Annotated in this window: 19 protein-coding genes; 10 read left to right on the top strand and 9 right to left on the bottom strand. The window is 63.8% G+C overall.

The genetic code is table 11. The features are described 5' to 3' along the window. Positions 1-161: 161 nt before the first annotated feature. On the bottom strand, positions 162-434 hold the full coding sequence (locus ACFPQ5_RS02145; RefSeq protein WP_379751439.1) for a DUF6095 family protein: 273 nt from the start codon (positions 432-434) through the stop codon (positions 162-164). Between the two features lie 177 nt (positions 435-611). Between ACFPQ5_RS02145 and ACFPQ5_RS02140 the strand changes: the two genes are divergently transcribed. Further along, on the top strand, positions 612-1376 hold the full coding sequence (locus ACFPQ5_RS02140) for an AraC family transcriptional regulator (RefSeq protein ID WP_379751437.1): 765 nt from the start codon (positions 612-614) through the stop codon (positions 1374-1376). A 59-nt stretch (positions 1377-1435) separates the two neighbouring features. Further along, positions 1436-2374, top strand: a complete 939-nt coding sequence (locus ACFPQ5_RS02135) for a DMT family transporter (RefSeq protein WP_379751435.1) — start codon at positions 1436-1438, stop codon at positions 2372-2374. A 99-nt stretch (positions 2375-2473) separates the two neighbouring features. Here the strand turns inward: ACFPQ5_RS02135 and ACFPQ5_RS02130 are convergent, their stop codons facing one another. From ACFPQ5_RS02130 to nhaR, 4 genes are all read right to left on the bottom strand, one after another. Next, on the bottom strand, positions 2474-4033 hold the full coding sequence (locus ACFPQ5_RS02130) for a hybrid sensor histidine kinase/response regulator (protein ID WP_379751433.1): 1560 nt from the start codon (positions 4031-4033) through the stop codon (positions 2474-2476). Further along, positions 4030-4842 carry an alpha/beta fold hydrolase gene (locus ACFPQ5_RS02125; RefSeq protein WP_379751431.1) on the bottom strand — a complete coding sequence of 271 codons (813 nt, stop codon included), beginning with the start codon at positions 4840-4842 and terminating at the stop codon, positions 4030-4032. Before ACFPQ5_RS02125 ends, ACFPQ5_RS02130 begins: the two co-directional genes overlap by 4 nt. Before the next feature lie 92 nt (positions 4843-4934). Continuing rightward, the gene (locus ACFPQ5_RS02120; RefSeq protein WP_379751429.1) at positions 4935-6281 is read right to left on the bottom strand and encodes a hemolysin family protein; all 1347 of its coding nucleotides are present in this window, start codon (positions 6279-6281) and stop codon (positions 4935-4937) included. Between the two features lie 68 nt (positions 6282-6349). Next, positions 6350-7237 carry a transcriptional activator NhaR gene (gene nhaR / locus ACFPQ5_RS02115; protein ID WP_379751427.1) on the bottom strand — a complete coding sequence of 296 codons (888 nt, stop codon included), beginning with the start codon at positions 7235-7237 and terminating at the stop codon, positions 6350-6352. A 116-nt stretch (positions 7238-7353) separates the two neighbouring features. On the opposite strand from nhaR, the gene ACFPQ5_RS02110 reads away from it, so the two are divergent. The 4 genes from ACFPQ5_RS02110 to ACFPQ5_RS02095 all read left to right on the top strand — a co-directional run bounded on the left by ACFPQ5_RS02110 (position 7354) and on the right by ACFPQ5_RS02095 (position 10636). Then, positions 7354-8421: a DUF475 domain-containing protein gene (locus tag ACFPQ5_RS02110; RefSeq protein ID WP_379751425.1), complete on the top strand. Its 1068-nt coding sequence runs from the start codon at positions 7354-7356 to the stop codon at positions 8419-8421. Positions 8422-8706: 285 nt separating this feature from the next. Continuing rightward, complete coding sequence (locus ACFPQ5_RS02105) at positions 8707-9282, top strand: TerD family protein (protein WP_379751423.1); 576 nt, start codon at positions 8707-8709, stop codon at positions 9280-9282. Positions 9283-9340: 58 nt separating this feature from the next. Next, positions 9341-10036 (top strand): TIGR00266 family protein, encoded by a 696-nt coding sequence (locus tag ACFPQ5_RS02100; protein WP_136220761.1) that lies wholly within the window; start codon positions 9341-9343, stop codon positions 10034-10036. A gap of 18 nt (positions 10037-10054) precedes the next feature. Then, positions 10055-10636, top strand: coding sequence for a TerD family protein (locus tag ACFPQ5_RS02095; protein WP_379751421.1), 582 nt, complete (start codon positions 10055-10057; stop codon positions 10634-10636). 112 nt (positions 10637-10748) lie between these two features. Here ACFPQ5_RS02095 and ACFPQ5_RS02090 read toward each other — a convergent pair whose 3' ends face one another. Beyond that, positions 10749-11819, bottom strand: coding sequence for a S41 family peptidase (locus ACFPQ5_RS02090; RefSeq protein ID WP_379751419.1), 1071 nt, complete (start codon positions 11817-11819; stop codon positions 10749-10751). 253 nt (positions 11820-12072) lie between these two features. On the opposite strand from ACFPQ5_RS02090, the gene ACFPQ5_RS02085 reads away from it, so the two are divergent. Continuing rightward, a complete protein-coding gene (locus tag ACFPQ5_RS02085; RefSeq protein ID WP_379751417.1) occupies positions 12073-12201 on the top strand; it encodes a hypothetical protein in 129 nt (42 codons plus the stop codon). 27 nt (positions 12202-12228) lie between these two features. On the opposite strand, the gene ACFPQ5_RS02080 is transcribed toward ACFPQ5_RS02085, so the two are convergent. Further along, positions 12229-13113 carry a dienelactone hydrolase family protein gene (locus ACFPQ5_RS02080; protein WP_379751414.1) on the bottom strand — a complete coding sequence of 295 codons (885 nt, stop codon included), beginning with the start codon at positions 13111-13113 and terminating at the stop codon, positions 12229-12231. A 126-nt stretch (positions 13114-13239) separates the two neighbouring features. Between ACFPQ5_RS02080 and ACFPQ5_RS02075 the strand changes: the two genes are divergently transcribed. The 3 genes from ACFPQ5_RS02075 to ACFPQ5_RS02065 are packed head-to-tail and all read left to right on the top strand — an operon-like array spanning position 13240 to position 15916. Next, positions 13240-13638 (top strand): GntR family transcriptional regulator, encoded by a 399-nt coding sequence (locus ACFPQ5_RS02075; protein ID WP_379751411.1) that lies wholly within the window; start codon positions 13240-13242, stop codon positions 13636-13638. Beyond that, positions 13635-14507, top strand: a complete 873-nt coding sequence (locus tag ACFPQ5_RS02070; protein WP_379751409.1) for an ABC transporter ATP-binding protein — start codon at positions 13635-13637, stop codon at positions 14505-14507. Before ACFPQ5_RS02075 ends, ACFPQ5_RS02070 begins: the two co-directional genes overlap by 4 nt. Beyond that, the gene (locus tag ACFPQ5_RS02065; protein ID WP_379751407.1) at positions 14504-15916 is read left to right on the top strand and encodes a hypothetical protein; all 1413 of its coding nucleotides are present in this window, start codon (positions 14504-14506) and stop codon (positions 15914-15916) included. The genes ACFPQ5_RS02070 and ACFPQ5_RS02065 overlap by 4 nt, the downstream gene beginning before the upstream one ends. 3 nt (positions 15917-15919) lie before the next feature. On the opposite strand, the gene ggt is transcribed toward ACFPQ5_RS02065, so the two are convergent. Together ggt and ACFPQ5_RS02055 are read right to left on the bottom strand one after the other, a co-directional pair. Beyond that, positions 15920-17674 carry a gamma-glutamyltransferase gene (gene ggt, locus ACFPQ5_RS02060; protein WP_379751405.1) on the bottom strand — a complete coding sequence of 585 codons (1755 nt, stop codon included), beginning with the start codon at positions 17672-17674 and terminating at the stop codon, positions 15920-15922. Continuing rightward, the gene (locus ACFPQ5_RS02055; protein WP_379751403.1) at positions 17671-18081 is read right to left on the bottom strand and encodes a hypothetical protein; all 411 of its coding nucleotides are present in this window, start codon (positions 18079-18081) and stop codon (positions 17671-17673) included. The genes ggt and ACFPQ5_RS02055 overlap by 4 nt, the downstream gene beginning before the upstream one ends. Positions 18082-18209: the final 128 nt, after the last annotated feature.

Raw genomic sequence — 18209 nt, 5'->3', positions numbered from 1 at the left:
TTCATATTAAACCTATAAAGGGTATGAGAAAGTTGAACCAGATCATCTAGGTCTGCGCCGACCAGGCGCAGGAAGCTGCACCTTCCGGACTCTTGCAAAGGTTGGCATCCAACCGGAAGTGCTTATGGCGTAACTATGTTGATCATACCTATGCCTCGCATTTATAAGGGTGGTTGTCTGTGTTTTGACAAATAACGACGATATTGCCATTCCATGGGGTACCAGGTAAGCAAGCCAAACAGCGCACCTCCTAAAATGCAAACGGGGAGATAGACGACGTTCTGCATAAGTTGGCGCGCGTCATTCATCAGGATCGGTAGAAAGAACATCATGCACAATGCTGTGCCGAACTGGACTACTCCCTTTCTGATGATCCAGGCTGTCGATCCTGCCTCACGATTTTTTCTCCACCAGATAGCATTTTTTTCGTTCATTCGTTTTTATTCCTTGCTGTAAAGGCTAAGTCTATAAGTCTAGTTGCTCTTATGCTAGAAGTTTTTACCAGCAATCGCGCGGTTGGAGTGACTGCTCCGGTCGCCACGCAGAGGGAAGAATAGGGCTTTGGCTTCCCATGCTAGACTTTTCGCTTCATCGGCCGGCCGGACACTGTTGTGGCACTTTCAGGAACCTCACTCTTCGACATCGAACTTCGCTCCTACGCCGAAGAACGGGAGCCGGATCGCCATGCCTACGCTCAGCTCGTTCTGCCCGTATCGGGCGAAGTGCAACTGGCCATCGAGGGACGGGGTCGGCGTCTCGATCCGCTGCAGGGCGCCTTCGTGCCGGTCGGGGCCTGGCATGCGCAGTCGAGCGAGGCGTGCAACCGGTCGCTGATCCTCGATATCGATGCCGCGGCGCTGACGCATGAAGGCTGGCAGCGGCTGCAGGAAAAGCCGTTCACGGCGATCAGCTCTGCGGCGCGCAAGCTGATCGAGTTCATGGAGCTGGTCACCGAGCAGCGCGCCGTCCAGGCGGCGCACCTCGAAGGCTGGGTGCCGCTGCTGCTCGATACGCTGGCGCTGGGGACGCCGCAGCTGCGTTCGCGTCTGGCTGCATTGCTCGCGCAGGTAGAGGCGAGTCCGGGCAACCCCTGGTCGACCGAATCGATGGCGCAGTACGCGCGTATCAGCGTCAGCCGCCTGCACGCACTGTTTCGCGAGGAGCTCGATACGAGTCCGCATGCCTGGCTGCTGCAGAAGCGGATCGACCTTGCTTGCCGCATTCTCGCGAGTACGAATCGTTCGATTGCCGATGTAGCCCAGGCGGCCGGCTTTTCCGATCAGAGCGCGCTGACGCGGGCCATGCGCCAGGGGCTCGATGTGACGCCGGCCGCGTATCGCCGTGCGCTTCGCGAGAAAGCGTCAAATTCTCAGTAGTTCCTGCCAAGACTGCTCCCCGTCGGCCATTCAGAATCGAGGCTGACAGGAGAATGCACATGAATACCAACAAACACTGGCTCGGCATCGGTGCCGGCATCGCCGCGGGTGCTGTCTGGGGCCTCGTTTTTCTCGCGCCTGAACTGACGCCCGGCTTTACGCCGCTGCAGCTGTCGGCCGGGCGTTATCTCGCTTACGGCCTGGTAGCCGCGGCTTTGCTGGCGCCGACATGGCGCCGCGTGGTGGCAAGGCTGACGCGCAAGGAATGGAAGGCGCTGGCCTGGCTCGCCTTCTGCGGCAATATCATTTATTACCTGTTCCTGGCCACCGCCGTGCAAAGGGGCGGAGTGGCGATGGCCTCGCTCGTGATCGGCTTCCTGCCGGTGGCCGTGACCCTGGTCGGCAGCCGCGACCGGCATGCGGTGCCGCTGCGGCGGCTGCTGCCGTCGCTGGTGCTGAGCATCGCCGGGCTGCTGTGCATCAGCTGGGAGTCGCTGTCGGCGGCGGGATCGGGATCTCTGCTGGGGCTAGGTTGCGCGTTCGGGGCGCTGGTGTCGTGGACGATCTACGCGGTGGCGAACAGCCGCTGGCTGGCGCGGCTGGAGACGGTGTCGGCACACGAGTGGAGTTTATTGGTGGGTGTCGTGACCGGTGTCGAGGCCATCGTGCTGGCCGTGCCGGCGTTCTTTACGACACAGGCGGCGCATGCGCACAGCGAGTGGATGGCGTTTACGGGGATCGTGACCGCGGTGGCGATTTTGTGCTCGGTGGTCGGGAACGGGTTGTGGAATGTGGCGAGTCGGACGCTGCCTTTGAGTTTGATGGGGCAGATGATTGTGTTCGAGACGGTGTTTGCGGCCTTGTATGGCTTCCTGTGGGAGGGGAGGTGGCCGACGATGGGGGAGAGCGTGGCGATGGTGTTGTTGTTGGGCGGGGTAGTGTCGTGTGCGTCGGTGCATCGGGTGCGCGATGAAGAGTTGAACGCAGCGGTGGCGTGACGTAGGGTGGAGTCCCGACTCCACGCGGTGCACGGTTCGCGTTGAGATAACGCGTTTCGATTGGGATGCGTTGTAGACGCGTGGAGTCAGGACTCCACCCTACGGTGCAGCGAGCAGTACTCTTAGCTTGTCGAAGTCGATCGGCTTCGTTAAATGATGATCGAACCCCGCATCGAAGGCGAGCTGCTTGTCGGCTTCCTGCCCCCAGCCGGTAGCCGCGATCAGCAGCATGTCGGCGCCGCCCGGCAACTGGCGCACGCGGCGGGCGAGTTCGTAGCCGTTCATGTCGGGCAGGCCGATGTCGAACAGGGCGACTTGCGGCGTGAAGCGTTCCAGCAGGTCGAGCGCGGCGGCGCTGTCGTGGGCGACGCGGGCGATGCAGCCGGAGAGTTCGAGGAACATCTGCAGGGTCTCGGCGGCGTCGACGTTGTCGTCGACCACCAGCACGCTGGCGGGACGCACGGCGTCGTGGGCAGCCTCCAGCGCATCCGGTGTAGCCTGCACCGCGGCCAGCGGCAGGCGCACGGTAAACGTGCTGCCGCGGCCTTCGCCTTCGCTTGCCGCCTCGATGCTGCCACCGTGCAGGCCGACGATGCCGCGCACCAGGGCCAGGCCGATGCCAAGGCCTCCCTTCGAACGGTCGAGCGCCGGTTTCAGTTGCGAGAACATGTCGAACACGCTGTCCAGCGCATGCGCCGGGATGCCGATGCCGCTGTCGCGCACGACGATCAGGGCTTCGCGTCCTTCCGCCTTCAGTTCCAGCGCGATCGCGCCGCCGTGCGGGGTGTACTTGCAGGCATTGGTCAGCAGGTTGACGACCACCTGGAACAGGCGCGTCGGATCGGCGTCCACCACCGCGTGCGGCGCCGCGATCTCGACCGACAGCACATGCCTGGCCGCGCGCATGCCGGCCGCCACGTCCTCGAGCGCACCGCGCACGATCTCGGCCAGCAGCACGGGTTCGCGCCGCAGCTCCATGCGGCCTTGCGTGATGCGCGAGACTTCCATCAGGTCGTCGACCAGGTGGGTCAGGTGATGCAGCTGGCGGTCGAAGACGTCGAGCAGGGGACGCCGGTCCGAGCCGGCGCCATGTTCGAGCTTCAGCACCTCGATGGCGCTGCGCATCGGCGCCAGCGGGTTGCGCAGCTCGTGCGACAGGGTGGCGAGGAATTCGTCCTTGCGGCGGTCGGCATCCGACAGGGCGACGTTCAGGGCGCGCAGCCGGGTTTCGGCGTCGAGCCGGGCGTCGAGGGCCTGCTCGGCGCTCTTGCGCGCGGCCAGCAGCTCGCGCTCGTAGGAACGGCGCTCGTTGACGGCGAACAGCGCCCACTCGTCGAGAACTTCACCATCCTCGATGCGGCGTACGATGTTGACCAGGACCGGCATGCGCTGCCCGGCGCTATCGCGGATCTCGACCTGCAGCTGCGCCACCGAACCTTGCACCTGCAGCAGCGGCAGGCAGTGGGTCTGGTGGAACAGGCGGGTGCCGACGGGAAGCCGGTCCTGAATGCGTACCTTGCCGACCAGGGCGCCGGCCGAATAGCCGAGCCAGCGGCAAAAGGTCGCGTTCGCGCGCAGGATCAGGCCGGCGCCGTCGGTCAGCAGCAGGCCGCAGGGAGCGTGCTGGTAGAGCGTGTCGTCGCCGGGCAGGACGTTCACACCCGTGGCTCCAGGGTGTCGAGGAATTCCCGGGTCAGGCGCACGCATTCCTGCGGCGCGCTCATGTGCGGACAATGGCCGACGTTGCGCACTTCCTGCAAGCGGCTGCCGGCCAGCCTGCGCTGCAGGTAGTCGCCCACTGCGCGCGGCGCGATCAGGTCGTCGCTGCATTGCAGGATCAGGACCGGCACCTGTGCAGGCACATGTGCGAGGTCGGCGCGGTGGTCCGAGAGGAAGGTGACGCGGCCGAAGTGCCTGGCGATGGCGGGATCGTTGCGGCAGAAGCTGTTGGTCAGTTCGATGCCCAGGTGCGGCAAATTCGGCGCGCCCATGATCACGGGCGCCATGCTGCTCGACCAGCCGAGGTAGTTCGCATCCATGGTCTCGATCAGCTCCTCGATGTCGCCGCGGCTGAAGCCGCCGCGGTAGTCGGCATCGTCGATGTAGCAGGGAGAGGGCGCGATCATGACCTGGGCCAGGAAGCGCTCGGGCGCCTTGATCGCGGCCAGCATGCCGATCATGGCGCTGACCGAGTGGCCGACGTAGACCACAGGGCCGCCCACCTCGTCGATGATCTCGAGCAGGTCGTCGGCATAGCCGTGCAGGCTGCCGTGGCGCCGGCGGTCGTGGGCGGAGAGGTCGGAATTGCCGCTGCCGGTGAGGTCAAAGGCAACCACCCGGTAACGGTCTTCGAAGGCCGGCGTCATGAAACGCCAGACGACCTGGTCGCAGCCGAAACCATGGGCGAAGAGGAGGGTGATGGGACCCGTGCCCGTGACGGTCACGTTGTTGCGAAGACGCACGCTCATACGGGGCTCACTGTGAACTGGACTATTGCCGACGAAACATTATACGCATGCAAATGCGGCAACGGTCCAACCGTTTGTAACGCCTTGTACGCTCAACCGAGCTCGTCTTCGTCTTCGCCACGCTCCAGGCGGGGAATGACTTTCACCAGCAGGATGCGCGGACCGTTGGTCTTCTTCACCACCACGTCGAACTTCGGGAACTCGATGCGCTGGCCCTGCTTCGGAATATCGCCCAGCTTCGCCATCAGGAGGCCGCCGACCGATTCGACGTCGTCCAGGCCCATTTCCTCGTTGTCGATGTCGATGCCGAGCAGGCGTTCCAGCGAATAAATTGGCAGCGAGGCCTTGCCGATATAGGTGCCGTCCGACTGCGGCAGCCAGTCATTCTCGTTCATCCGGAACTCGTCGCGGATCTCGCCGACCATCGCGCCCAGCAGGTTGTCGAGGGTGATGAAGCCGACCGGGCGCTTGCCCTTCTCGCCGATCAGGGCGAAGTGCGGGGCGCCGGAGCGGAAGCGGCGGAAGATGTCCTGGGCCGGCGTGCGCGCCGAGATCGTCTCGACGGGACGCAGGAATTGCGACAGGTCGCTGATGTCCTTGCCCGACTGCTGGGCAAAGAACAGGTCCTTCAGGTGGATCACGCCCAGCACCTCCTCGCCTTCCTCATCGAAGTAGGGATAGCGCGAGAAACGGTTGCGGCGCACGGTGTCCAGGTTTTCCTCGATCGACAAGTCTTCGTGCAGGGCGATGACTTCGTTAATCGGGCGCATCAGGTCGGACACGGCCATCTCACTGAATTCCAGCGACTGCGCCAGGATGTGGCGCTCGTCGTGGGTGAATTTTTCCTTGCCGGTGCTGGTATTGGTGCGCAGGATGAGTTTCAATTCCTCGGTCGAATAATGGGTGTCGTGACTGCCGGCGCCGGACAGGCCGGCCACGCGCAGCGTGGCGTTGGCGCTGGCGTTCAGCAGCCAGATCGCCGGGTACATGGCCCAGTAAAAACCGTACAGGGGCAGGGCGCACCACATGGCGACCACTTCGGGAATCCGGATCGCCAGCGATTTCGGCGCCAGCTCGCCGACGACGATGTGCAGGAAGGAGATGACGCTGAAGGCGATCACGAAGGACACGCCGTGGATGACTTGCGGGGAGGTCACGCCGGCAAAGGCGAACACCGGTTCGAGCAGGCTGGCAAACGCCGGTTCGCCGACCCAGCCCAGGCCCAGCGAGGCGAGGGTGATGCCGAGCTGGCAGGCGGAGAGATATTCGTCGAGCTGGCCGTGGACCTTGGCCAGGATGCGCCCGCGCAGTCCGGAAGTCTTGGCGATGGCGCGCACGCGGGTTTTACGTAAGGTGACGATGCCGAATTCCGCCGCCACGAAGAAGCCGTTCAGCACAACCAACAACAGGGCCAGAACGACAAATAAAAGATTTTCCATACAAACAGTGAGTTGAAGAAGGGTACTGCTGATGCCTATTGTACAACTCAACCAGTATCGAGCTCTGCTTAGTGCATCGAGGCAAGAATTGCTTCGACCGCCGGATGCTGGATCTTGCGCTCGTTCGAGATCGCATAGAACTGCTCGCGCACCTGCGGCACCCGGCCGACCAGCACCGCCTGCAACTGTTCCGCCAGGTCGCTCGCCAGCGCCGCCGGCGCGAAGAACAGGCCCAGGCCACGCCGGCCAAACGTATTCAATAAAGCGTTGTCCTCGAATTCGCCGACGATGTCCGGATGCACGCCCTGCAATTCGAACCACTCGTCGATCTTGACGCGCAAGGCATTATTCCTCGTTGGCAGGAGGAAAGGCGCGCCGTTCAAGTTCTTCGGGAAATCCTTCTTGTACTTGTCGGCCAGCGCCTCGGTGCCGACCACCGTCATCTCGCTTTCGAACAGCAGGTGGCTGAACACGCGCAGGGTGCTGCCGGTGGGCAGGGCGCGGTCGGTCAGCACCACGTCGAGTTTATGCAGGGCCAGGTCGGCCAGCAGGGCTTCGTACTCGTCCTCGTGGCAGACCAGGCGCACCGGCGTGCTCAGCTGGGTGGTCGCTTCCAGCAGGCGGTAGGCGGTCAGTTTCGGCAGCGAATCGGAAATCCCGACCGAGACGCGGGTGCGCAGGGTCGAGGACTGGTCGAGCGCGTCCTGCATCTGCTCGCCCAGCAAAAAGATCTGGTCGGCATAGGTGCGTGCCAGCTCGCCCGCGTCGCTCAGCACCAGGCGCCGGCCCTGCTGGGTGAACAGCGATTTCCCCAGCGACTGCTCGAGCAGGGCGATCTGGCTGCTGACGGTCTGCACCGCCAAACCGAGCCGCTCGGCAGCGCGCGTGATGCTACCTTCCTTGGCAACCACCCAGAAATAGTACAAATGGCGAAAATTCGTGCTCGCGTTTCGCATCTCAACCCGATCTCTTCTGTTTTTCCGAAGTAATCCTTCGATTATCTTCGCTTTTTCAATAGGTGGCCAGCCCTTACACTGCGTCCTGTCAACTTTAACAAGGAAGGGAAATCAATATGAAGCATTTCAGAGGGTCATTCCTCGTCACGATCATCTGTCTCGGATTGGCGGGCTGGTGGGGTTACGAGCACGGCGGCACGTCCGGTGCGCTGACGGCGATCGGTGTGGCCACCATCCTGTCGATCATGGAAGTCTCGCTGTCCTTCGACAACGCCGTGGTCAACGCTTCGGTCCTGAAAGGCTGGAACGAGTTCTGGCTCAAGCTGTTCCTGGGTCTGGGCATGATCATTGCCGTGTTCGGTATGCGTCTCGTGTTCCCGATCGTCATCGTCGCAGTCGCGGCTGACCTCGGCCTGACCGAAGTCTGGAACCTGGCGCTGACCGATCCGAAATCCTTCTCCGGCCACCTGACGGCGCACCACGCGGAAGTGGCGGCCTTCGGCGGTATGTTCCTGATGCTGGTCTTCCTGAACTTCCTGCTGGATGACGAGAAGGAAACCCACTGGCTGGGCAACTTCGAGAAGAAGCTCGGTTCGTTCGGTAAAGTGTCCTCGATCTCGGTGATGGTCGCGCTGGCGTCCCTGCTGTTCGCATCGACCTTCGTTGACGACGCCCAGCGCATGATCGTTCTGGTTGCCGGTATCTGGGGCATCCTGGTCTACGTCGGCGTGGACATGATCAGCAGCCTGCTCGAGAAGAGCGAGTCGGACGAGAACAGCAACGTTGGCAACATGGTCAAGACCGGCGGTATCGGCGGCTTCCTGTACCTGGAGGTGCTCGACGCATCGTTCTCCTTCGACGGCGTGATCGGCGCGTTTGCGATCACCTCCGACGTCGTGATCATCATGCTGGGCCTGGCAATCGGCGCGATGTTCGTGCGTTCGATGACGGTCTTCCTGGTCAAGAAGGGCACGCTGGACGAGTTCGTGTACCTGGAACACGGCGCGCACTACGCGATCGGTATCCTGGCCGTGATCATGCTGGCAAGTATGAAGTTCCACGTGCCTGAGCTGGTGACCGGTCTGACGGGTGTGGCCTTCATTGCGGCTTCGCTGTGGTCGTCGATCCAGTACAAGAAGAAGCATGCCGCGCTCGAAGGGCATGAAGTCAAAGAGCTGGCGTAAGCAGTAATACCACGCGGTGCGGCAGAGCAAGCGCCGTACCGCGTGGAGTCAGGACTCCACCCTACATGTGCGGCGACCGGATACGACGCACCACGAAACCCCGTGACGTAGGGTGGAGTCCCGACTCCACGCGTTCAGAGCAAGAACAGATTCACAGCATGACGCGAGAGCGCCCGAACAAGGCGCTCCGCAAACGAACCGCACGGCGAATGGCAGAACACCAGTTCGCTGTGCGTGGCAACCCAGGTGTTCAAAAAGCAGTCCTCACTAAGGAGATACACAATCATGGCAATCAGTCTGCAAAAAGGCGGCAACGTCAACCTGTCGAAAGAAGCCCCAGGCCTCACCAACCTGAAGGTCGGCCTGGGCTGGGACACCCGCGCCACCGACGGCGCCGCCTTCGACCTCGACGGCGCGGTCTTCATGCTGAACTCGTCGGGCAAGGTACGTTCGGACGCCGACTTCATCTTCTACAACAACCTGAAGTCGGCCGACGGCTCGGTCGTCCACTCGGGCGACAACAAGACCGGCGAAGGCGCGGGCGACGACGAAACCGTGGCCGTCGACCTGACCAAGGTCCCGGCGGACGTGGATAAAATCGTGCTGGCCGTGACCATCCACGACGCCGAGTCGCGCCGCCAGAACTTCGGCATGGTCGGCAAGGCCTTCATCCGCTGCCTGAACGCCAATGGCGACAGCGAGATCGCCCGCTACGACCTGTCGGAAGACGGCTCGACGGAAGCGGCAATGATCTTCGGCGAGGTGTATCGTAACGGCGCCGACTGGAAATTCCGCGCCATTGGCCAGGGCTTCCAGGGCGGCCTGGGGCCACTCGCCAAGAACTACGGCGTCAACGTTTAATCAATACAGGTTCGCGGTCCCCCCGACCGGGGGCCGCATATAAAGGAAGCTACTGAACATGCCAACTTTTACCGTGACCGGGGACGTCGATCCCTTCCTGCACGTCTCGATGCGCCAGGGCGAAACCATCTATTGCGAATCCGACGCGATGGTGATGATGGAATCGACCCTGGACCTGAAGGGCAAGATGCGGGGCGGGCTCGGCAGCGCGCTGATGCGCACCTTCGCCAACGGCGAGTCCTTCTTCCAGCAGCACATCGAAGCCACCCGCGGCGCCGGCGACTGCCTGCTCTCGCCGACGCTGCCGGGCGCGATGCAGATCGTCGACGTCGGTCCGAACCAGTACATCATCAGCGACGGCGCCTTTGTCGCCGCCAGCTCGAACGTGGGCCTGAACGTGCGCACCCAGAGCATCGGCAATGCGCTGTTCGCCAACAGCGGCGGCTTCTTCGTCACCGAGACGAGCGGCCAGGGCCAGGTGGTGGTGTCGGGTTTCGGATCGATGTCGATGCTGGAAGTCGAGCCGGGCAAGGACGCGATCATCGACAATTCGCACGTCGTGTGCTGGGACAGCACGCTACGCTACGAGATCTCGATCACGACCGGCACCAGTGGCGGCTTCCTGGGTAACCTGATCAACAGCCAAACCAGCGGCGAGGGCATGGTCCTGCGCTTCTCGGGCAAGGGCAAGGTCTACGTGTGTTCGCGTAACCGCGCCGCCTTCAAGGCCTGGATGCAGGCCCCCGCACGCTAACCAATTAGGAGATACGCAATGACTGTCAACCTGCAAAAAGGCCAGAAGATCTCGCTCTCGAAAGAGGGCGGCGGCGCGCTCACCCGTGTGACCATGGGCCTGGGCTGGGACGCCATCAAATCGAAGGGCTTCCTCGGCTTCGGCGCCAAGACCGAAAGCGTCGACCTCGACGCCTCGGTGGTGATGTTCGACGAATCGAACCGTCCGGTCGACGTGGTCTGGTTCCGCCAGCTGAAAAGCAAGGACGGCAGCATCCAGCACACCGGCGACAACCGCACCGGCGCCGGCGACGGCGACGACGAGCAGATCAACGTCGACCTGTCCGCCGTGCCGGGCAACGTGAAGTCGCTCGTGTTCACCGTGAACAGCTTCACCGGCCAGAACTTCTCGCAAGTGCAAAACGCCTACTGCCGCCTGCTCGACGCCTCCGGCAACAAGGAAGTGGCGCGCTACGACCTCTCGGTGCAGGGCGCCCACACGGCCCAAGTGATGGCCAAGCTGTACCGTCACAATGGCGAGTGGAAGATGCATGCGATCGGCGAGAATGCCAGCGGACGGACGTTTGATGACCTGATGCCGTCGATTACGCCGCATCTGTAATCGGGTAGCTGCTGCAAACGAGAACCGGGGATGCGTCCCCGGTTTTTTCGTTTTGGGCGGAAGCGGCCGAGCGGCATTCCGCCCGTGCGGCGCGAAGAAGTGATGTGCGGTCTCAGTGTTTCGCGGCGGCGAGCGGGGCGGTTCCATGAAGTCGACGCTGCATCAGGTTCCTGGCCACCGCAAGCGCACTTTCCGGTGTCGCTGCAATATCCGGCGTGACGCCGACTCCTTCCCAGTTGGTACCGGTAATGGGACTGATGCTGCGCTGGCTGGGTATCTGGGCAAAAAAATGTTCGCCCATGCTGTACAGTGCCATGGGGTGGGCTCCGCCCCAGGTCCGCTCGCCGACCACCGTGGCGCGCCTCAATGCCTGCATTGTGTACGCAAAGTCTTCGCCGGCGGATGCCGTATCCGGGCCGGCCAGGATCAGGACCGGCTTCTTGCCGCCATAGCGTTTGCCGTCGAGCTTGTCCTGGGTCCAGTACTGGATGGTGCTGCCGGTTTCGCGGTCCCAGAGATCGTTGAGGCGTGTACGCTGGTCGACAAAATAGCTGATCAGTAAGGCGACCGCTTGCGGGTCGCCGCCGCTGTTCTGGCGCAGGTCCACGATGAGGCCGTCTGTGCCGGCAAGTTCCTCCATCGCTTCGGCGTACTTTTCGGCGATGAGAAAAGCGTCAGGAAAACTGGAAATCTTCAGGTAACCGATGTTGGGGCTCAGGCGGGCAAACACCACGCTACGATTTGTTGTGTTGCGTATGAATAGGCGCATCACGAAGTTGTGGCGCTCTTCCCACTCCGCTCGCGTCGTCGGCGCAGGCGCATCCGCCTCGTCGGGCAGGGCCAGCTTGGGGTGGTACCGCACCTTCATATGCTTGTCCCCGGCTATACCATATAGGTCGGCCGTGAGCTGGCGCGCCAGCCGATAGCCGCTCCTTATCCCGTTGTATTTGCCTTCCTGCAGGCGCTGGTGCAGGACAACCTCGATCTTCCTGGCCTTCTCGGGAAAGACATACAAGTCATTCAGCTTCGCCACCAGGGTATCGATCACTTCCACCCGCATCTCGTGGTCAAGCACTACCTCCGGTTCGGGCGCGAATACATGCCGCAACCCGGGCCTGGCGATCATTGCGCCGATGACGGCAAACCCCAATAAAAGCGCTATGACAATCCATTTCTTTTTCATTTTTCTTCCTGATCGTGGCCTGTTTTCTTTCATATGCAATGCACATATCAGGAAAAATTTTTTCCTTTAAAAGGTAGATGTGCGGACTGAGAGTAGCACGAAAATTGCTAGATAGAAGCAATATATTATGCTTTCATCAGTACCAAAGTTTGATAAGCAGCTTTAAGTTGAGCGGAGCATACCGGTTCCGTACGCTGGGTTATCATCGGGCCGAGGCGCTGGTCATTGGAACAACAACCTGCATGGGAAGAATATGAAAGACGTTAAAGTGGATGTGCGCGTCGATGTCAGCGTCGATGCAGCCAGCGTTGTATTGCTGCTCGCTTCTGCGGCGATGGCGCTGTTTATGTATAAGCAGCAGAAGCAAGAAAAGCTGAAATAGGGCATAGCTGGCTCCCCGCCTGGGCTGCTACCCCAGCTTCGCCCTGAAAAACCCCACCGTCCGCCCCCACGCCAGCTTCGCCGCCGCCTCATCGTAGCGCGGCGTTGTATCGTTATTGAACCCGTGCTCCGCCCCTTCGTACACGAAGTGCTGGTACTCCACCTTGTTCGCCTTGAGCGCCGCCTCGTAGGCCGGCCAGCCGGCCAGTATCCGTTCGTCCTTGCCGGCATCGTGGATCAAGAGGGGCGCGCGGATCTTCGCCACCTCGGCGGCCGGCGGCTGGCTGCCGTAGAAGGGCACGGCGGCGGCCAGGTCAGGGATAACTGTCGCCAGGTAGTTGGCGATGGCGCCGCCGTAGCAGAAGCCGACCACGCCGACCTTGCCCGTCGACTGCGGGAGCGACTTGAGCGCGCCCGCCGCGGCAACGAAATCGGCGCGTGATTTCGCCTGGTCCAGTTTCTGGAACAGGGCGCGCGCCTTGTCCTCGTCGCCGGGATAGCCGCCCAGCGGATGCAGCGCATCGGGTGCGAACGCGACGAAACCTTCCAGCGCCAGGCGGCGCGCGATGTCTTCGATGTGGGGATTGAGGCCGCGGTTTTCGTGCACAACCAGGATCGCCGGCAGCTTGCCCTTGGCGTTCGCGGGGACGGCCAGATAACCGCGCACCGTGCCGTAGCCTTGCGGGGACGGGAACTCCTCGTAGCCCGTCTTCAGGCGGCTGTCCGATGGCGTGACCAGGGGCGCGGCGAAAGAGGGCGACAGCTGGGCCAGCAAGGTCGCCGCCGTCGCGCCGCCGACTGCATAACGCGAGGCGGAGGCCAGGAAGTCGCGGCGCGAGAGGCGGCCGTGGACATAGCCGTCGAAGAGTTGCAGCACCTCGGGGTCGAAATCCTTTGCCGTCAATCGGGTCATCTCAGGTTCTCCAAAGTGGCGAATTGTCCCGCTAGCATACGCCGGGACGCGGCCGGCTTTGATATTTCTTGTTGACATCGCGATAAAACGTGTCTACTGTATTAATCAACTAATACACTAGACGCCATGACCACCCATACCGCCCAGCTGTTTTCGATCACCACCGGCTCCCCCGAGCCGATCTACCGCCAGCTCGTCGAGCAGGTGCGGCGCCTCGTCGCCGGCGGCCAGATGGCGCCCGGCGACGGCATGCCCTCGGTACGCGAAGTCGCGCAGGCGCTGGCGCTCAATCCGATGACCGTGTCCAAGGCCTACAGCCTGCTCGAGATGGAAGGATTGCTGACGCGCCGGCGCGGCATGGGCATGGTCGTTGCCGACCGCGGCGAGAGTGGGCAGCACCCGCTCGACCGCCTGGAACTCCTGCGTCCGACCCTGGAACGCGCCGCCATGGAAGCGCGCCAGCTCGAACTCGATCCCGACACCGTTGTTTCCCTTTTCACTCAACTTCTGAAAGAGCAAGCATGAGAGTTCCCATCATCCAGATGTCGTCAACGACCAAACGATTCGGCAGCCAGCTTGTCCTCGACGGGTTGGACTGGCAGGTGATGCCGGGACAGGTGATCGGCCTGTTGGGGCGCAACGGCGCCGGCAAGTCGACGCTGATGGAGTGCCTGCTGGGCCTGCGCGAGTGCGATGGCGGCAGCGTGACCGTGTTCGGCGAAGACGTCGCCACGCTGACTGACACAACGCGTGCGCGCATCGGCTACGTGCCGCAGAAATGCGACCTGTTCGACTGGCTGACGCCGCGCCAGCTGCTCGACTATTTCAAGTCGCTGTATCCGCGCTGGAACGATGCCAAGGTCGATGCGCTGCTCGGGCGCTGGGGTTTCGATGCGGACAAGCAGGGGAAACCGATCGGCAAGCTGTCCGGCGGCGAGCAGCAGCGCCTGTCGATCATCCGCGCGCTCGGCCCCGATCCGGAACTGCTGATCCTGGACGAGCCGGTATCGAGCCTCGACCCGGTCGGCCGGCGCGATTTCCTGCGCGAGCTGATCGACAGCGTGATCGACCATGGCACCACGGTCGTGTTCTCGACGCACATCCTGTCGGACCTGGAGCGGGTCGCGCTCGACGTCGCCTTCCTGAAGGATGGGAAGATCGCGCTGCAGGGACCGCTGGACGCCTTGCTCGAAGGCGCGCGCCGCGTGACCGGGCCAAGCGCGGTGCTCGATGGCGTGCAGCTGGCGGGCGAGGTGCGCCGCCAGCGCGGCGGCGACGGCATCACGAGCGTCGTGACGCACGGCGGACCGCCGCCTGCCCACCTTGGCAATGCGGCGGGCGTGCGCGTCGAGAGCCTCAGCCTGGAAGACCTGTTCATCGAGGTGACGCAATGAGCGGGGCGGTGCGCGATTATCGGCTGCTCTGGAGCGCAGCCCTGGCCTCGCGCGATCCGCGTGCCAAGTGGGTATTCAGGCTGCTCGCGCTGGGTGGTCCGCTGGCGGTCGGCATGCTTGTGTGGATGAAGACCGGGGTGCTCGTCGAGACGCTGGCATTCGCTGCCAGGGTACCGGTGGTCGTGTTCATGTTTGCGGCCCTGACCTACTTCATGCCGGGCGCGGTCCGCATGAACACGCCGGAGACCGCCAGGCTGGTGCCGCGCATGCGCCGCCGCCTGATGCAGCTGACGATCCTGGTGTGGGCAACGAGCACCGCGGCCGTGGTGCTGATGGTGTCGGACACGATGCTGCCGCTGTCCGTCGTCGCGCTGGCGACGTTGACCTGGCTTATCGGTTTGGGCCTGTCGGCGGGCGGCTACCAGACCGGTGCGCTGCTGCAGGTCGCGCCGCTGCTGGCGGCTGTCTGGCGCGATCAGCTGCCCGCCGTGGCCTTGAGCCCGACCGGGGCCGCCATTGCAGCGCTGATGTTGCTGGCGCTGGCTGCGCGCACGCTCGAACTGATCTTCCCGAACGGCGGCGAACGGCACTGGCGCCGCCGCGGCGCGCAAGCGCGCGCCATGGCGCGTACGCGGCCGGAGGGCTTGCTGCGTCACGTGCCGGCCATGCGCTGGAGCGGCAGGCTGTATGCCGGCGCGCTGCGCCGCGCGTGCCGGCAGCGCCGGCATCCGCCTGCGGTGCTGCTGGCGCTCTTCGGTCCCGTACTGCACTGGTCGCAGCGTTATATGCCTTTGTTGATCCTGCTGCTGGGCGCCGCGCTGTTCACGGGCCTGTTCAGGCTGTTCGGCGGCATGGGGCCGTTCAATGTGAAGTGGCTGGGTGTGCTGTGCCAGTCCTTGCTGTTCGCCCAGCTGTTCACCTATGGGCAGCGCACGCTGCGCCTGGCCGATACCCGCGCCGAGCAAGGCCTGCTGCGCCTGGCGCCATCGGTTCCGGCTGCGGCTGCCCGCTTCAACCGGCAGCTGAACGGATCGCTGCTGCGCATGGCGCTGCTCGACTGGCTGGCCATCGTTGCGACGCTGCTGGCGATGTCGGCCCTCGCCGGTGCTCCCGCCGAAGCGCTGCTGCTGCAGGCACAGGCCGGCTGCTTTACGCTGCCGCTGCTCGCAGCCAATGTACGCGACCATGCGCGCCACGTGCGCCAGGCCGTGCTGCTGCTGATCGGCGGACTGGCCGCGTCGACGGCATTCAGCTTCGGTATCGCCTGGCTCGTCCAATCCCTGGCCGGGACGCCGCTGCTGCCGGTGGCGGCAGCCGCCAGCATCGTGCTGGCGCTGGGCGTCGTCGCATTGCGCTGGCGCGCAGCCGTCGCCGCACCCTACGCCTTCCCGGCCGGCCGCTTCGCCTGATCCTCAGTGTCCGCGCTTCTGCACCAGCGCGCTCCCAATCCCGTGGCGGTGGCCTTCGCTGACCGCCGTCACGGTCCCATCCGGATTGAACACGATCGCATTCGCCGCGCCGATTTCCTCGGCCGGTTCTTCCCATTTGTGGCCGAAGCCGGCCAGCGCCTGTGCCTGCGCCGATCCCGCAAAGCCCGGCTCGACCGAGGTCGTGGCGCCGTTGCGCTCCGACAGGCGCGGCGCATTGATCGCCGCATCCATCGGCATGCCGAAGTCGACGTGGTTCACGATCGTCTGCAGCACGGTGGTGATGATGGTCGAGCCGCCCGGGCTGCCGATGGTGAAGGCCGGCTTGCCGTTTTTCAGGGCGATGGTCGGCGCCATGCTGCTGCGCGGGCGCTTGCCGGCTTCCGGCACGTTCGGGCGCGGGCCTGAAAAGTCGAAGTCGGTCATCTCGTTATTCAGCAGGAAGCCGTAGCCCGGCACGACGATGCCGCTGCCGCCCCAGGATTCGATGGTGAAGGTGTAGGACACCACATTGCCGTCCTTGTCCGAGACCGTGAAGTGGGTGGTGTGCGCATTCTCGCGTTGCATGGCGCGCGGCTGCGGACGCAGCGGAACGCTCTGGTCCTGCTGGTACAGGTACGGGTCGCCCGCGCTCACGTCGGCAGCCGCGCGCTTCACATCGATCTGCTTGCGGCGCTCGGCCGCGAATTCTTTCGAGAGCAGGCCGGCCACCGGTGCGTCGACGTATTCCGGATCGGCCAGATAGGCGTTGCGGTCGGCGAAGGCGAGGCGGCTCGCTTCCAGGTACAGGTGTTCGGCGTTCGCGCGCGGCATGGCTTTGAGGTCGTAGCCCTCCAAAATGTTCAGCGCTTCGGCCACCGTCACGCCGCCGCTGCTCGGCAGCGGCATGCCGTAGAGTTCATAGCCGCGGTAGGTGCTGACCACCGGCTGGCGGATGCGCGCTTCGTAGTTGGCGAGGTCCGCCAGCGTCATCTTGCCCGCGCGGACGCTGGCGCCGTTCGCCACCGGCGGCTGGTTGACGGCGTCGACGATGGCGCGCGCCATCGGCCCTTCGTAGAAGGCGCGCTGGCCTTTTGTGGCGATTTCACGGTAGGCCCGGGCCATGTCGGGATTGCGCAGCAGGGTGCCGGCCGTGACCGCCTTGCCGTTCCTCAGGTAGAGCGCGCTCGTCGTGCCGAACTGCTGAAATTTTCGTTCATTTTCGCGCGTCAAATGAGAGAAAGTTTCACTCACCGTGAAGCCCTTGTTGGCCACGTCGATCGCTGGCGCCAGCACCTGCTTGAAGTTCATGGTGCCGTAGCGTTCCAACGCCTCATGCCAGCCGCGTACGGTGCCCGGCACGCCGACGGCCGCGCCGCTGGCGACCGCCTTTTCGAAATCGATCTCCTTGCCGCCCTCCAGGAAAACCGCCGGCGTGAAGGAGCTCGGCGCCGTCTCGCGGTGGTCGATCGTGATCACGCGCTTGTCCTTGGCCAGGTAGATCACCATGAAGCCGCCGCCGCCGATGCCGCAGCTGAAGGGATCGGTCACGCCCAGCGTCGCCGCGGCGGCCACGGCCGCATCGACCGCGTTGCCGCCTTTGTTCAGGATCGCGAGCGCCGACTGCGAGGCTTTTTCGCTGATGGTGGCCACTGCGCCGCCGCTGCCGGTGGCGACGGGTGTCTTGGCGAGCGCCAGCGGCGCGTGCAGGATGATGGAGAGGGTGAGGGTGCAGGTGAGGGCGGTCGTGGATCGGGTCATGTGGACTGGTCGGGTTGGGAAGGAAGGATGGAGAAGGTAGCGCGGTAATCGATGGCTGCGCCTTGTGGCGGGGCTGGCGGGATCGTGTCCGCGTCGAGCACGATGCGGCGTCCGCCCAGCGTGGCGGGAGCGGCTTCGAGCTGTGCGGGCGAGAGCGTGAAGGTTTCAGGCGCTGCGTCGCCGCGCCGGATGCTGAAGCGGTAGCTCAGCTTGCCGGCCCAGATGCACTGCACGCCGGGTGGGCAACGGCTGTCCTCGACCGCATCGAAAGTCACGGTGACGCCGCGTGCGACGAGCACGCTGGCGCCGCGCGCGAGCGTGAACGGACCGGCAGGATGAGGCGCTGCCGACGTGGCGCACGCGACGATGACGGCGCAGGCAAAGGGCATGGCAAGCAGGTGGCGCATTCGATGGCAGGTCGTGGCGACAGCTGCAGCATAACAAAAACGCCACAGCAGGTGCGCTATCGAGGGCGTCATACAGCCGTCATATTCGCCGACTAGACTGCGCTCGTCACTTCAACAACGAGCCCTTC

The organism is Massilia suwonensis (assembly GCF_042655665.1).
GTDB lineage: Bacteria > Pseudomonadota > Gammaproteobacteria > Burkholderiales > Burkholderiaceae_D > Telluria > Telluria suwonensis.
This window is presented reverse-complemented; position numbering and strand designations above follow the sequence as displayed.

Bases quoted from the DNA above. Each gene is read 5' to 3' on its own strand.
- ACFPQ5_RS02145 (WP_379751439.1), bottom strand. From the start codon at position 434: ATGAACGAAAAAAATGCTATCTGGTGGAGAAAAAATCGTGAGGCAGGA.
- ACFPQ5_RS02135 (WP_379751435.1), top strand. From the start codon at position 1,436: ATGAATACCAACAAACACTGGCTCGGCATCGGTGCCGGCATCGCCGCG.
- ACFPQ5_RS02125 (WP_379751431.1), bottom strand. From the start codon at position 4,842: ATGAGCGTGCGTCTTCGCAACAACGTGACCGTCACGGGCACGGGTCCC.
- ACFPQ5_RS02120 (WP_379751429.1), bottom strand. From the start codon at position 6,281: ATGGAAAATCTTTTATTTGTCGTTCTGGCCCTGTTGTTGGTTGTGCTG.
- nhaR (WP_379751427.1), bottom strand. From the start codon at position 7,237: ATGCGAAACGCGAGCACGAATTTTCGCCATTTGTACTATTTCTGGGTG.
- ACFPQ5_RS02110 (WP_379751425.1), top strand. From the start codon at position 7,354: ATGAAGCATTTCAGAGGGTCATTCCTCGTCACGATCATCTGTCTCGGA.
- ACFPQ5_RS02105 (WP_379751423.1), top strand. From the start codon at position 8,707: ATGGCAATCAGTCTGCAAAAAGGCGGCAACGTCAACCTGTCGAAAGAA.
- ACFPQ5_RS02100 (WP_136220761.1), top strand. From the start codon at position 9,341: ATGCCAACTTTTACCGTGACCGGGGACGTCGATCCCTTCCTGCACGTC.
- ACFPQ5_RS02095 (WP_379751421.1), top strand. From the start codon at position 10,055: ATGACTGTCAACCTGCAAAAAGGCCAGAAGATCTCGCTCTCGAAAGAG.
- ACFPQ5_RS02090 (WP_379751419.1), bottom strand. From the start codon at position 11,819: ATGAAAAAGAAATGGATTGTCATAGCGCTTTTATTGGGGTTTGCCGTC.
- ACFPQ5_RS02085 (WP_379751417.1), top strand. From the start codon at position 12,073: ATGAAAGACGTTAAAGTGGATGTGCGCGTCGATGTCAGCGTCGATGCA.
- ACFPQ5_RS02080 (WP_379751414.1), bottom strand. From the start codon at position 13,113: ATGACCCGATTGACGGCAAAGGATTTCGACCCCGAGGTGCTGCAACTC.
- ACFPQ5_RS02075 (WP_379751411.1), top strand. From the start codon at position 13,240: ATGACCACCCATACCGCCCAGCTGTTTTCGATCACCACCGGCTCCCCC.
- ACFPQ5_RS02070 (WP_379751409.1), top strand. From the start codon at position 13,635: ATGAGAGTTCCCATCATCCAGATGTCGTCAACGACCAAACGATTCGGC.
- ACFPQ5_RS02065 (WP_379751407.1), top strand. From the start codon at position 14,504: ATGAGCGGGGCGGTGCGCGATTATCGGCTGCTCTGGAGCGCAGCCCTG.
- ggt (WP_379751405.1), bottom strand. From the start codon at position 17,674: ATGACCCGATCCACGACCGCCCTCACCTGCACCCTCACCCTCTCCATC.
- ACFPQ5_RS02055 (WP_379751403.1), bottom strand. From the start codon at position 18,081: ATGCGCCACCTGCTTGCCATGCCCTTTGCCTGCGCCGTCATCGTCGCG.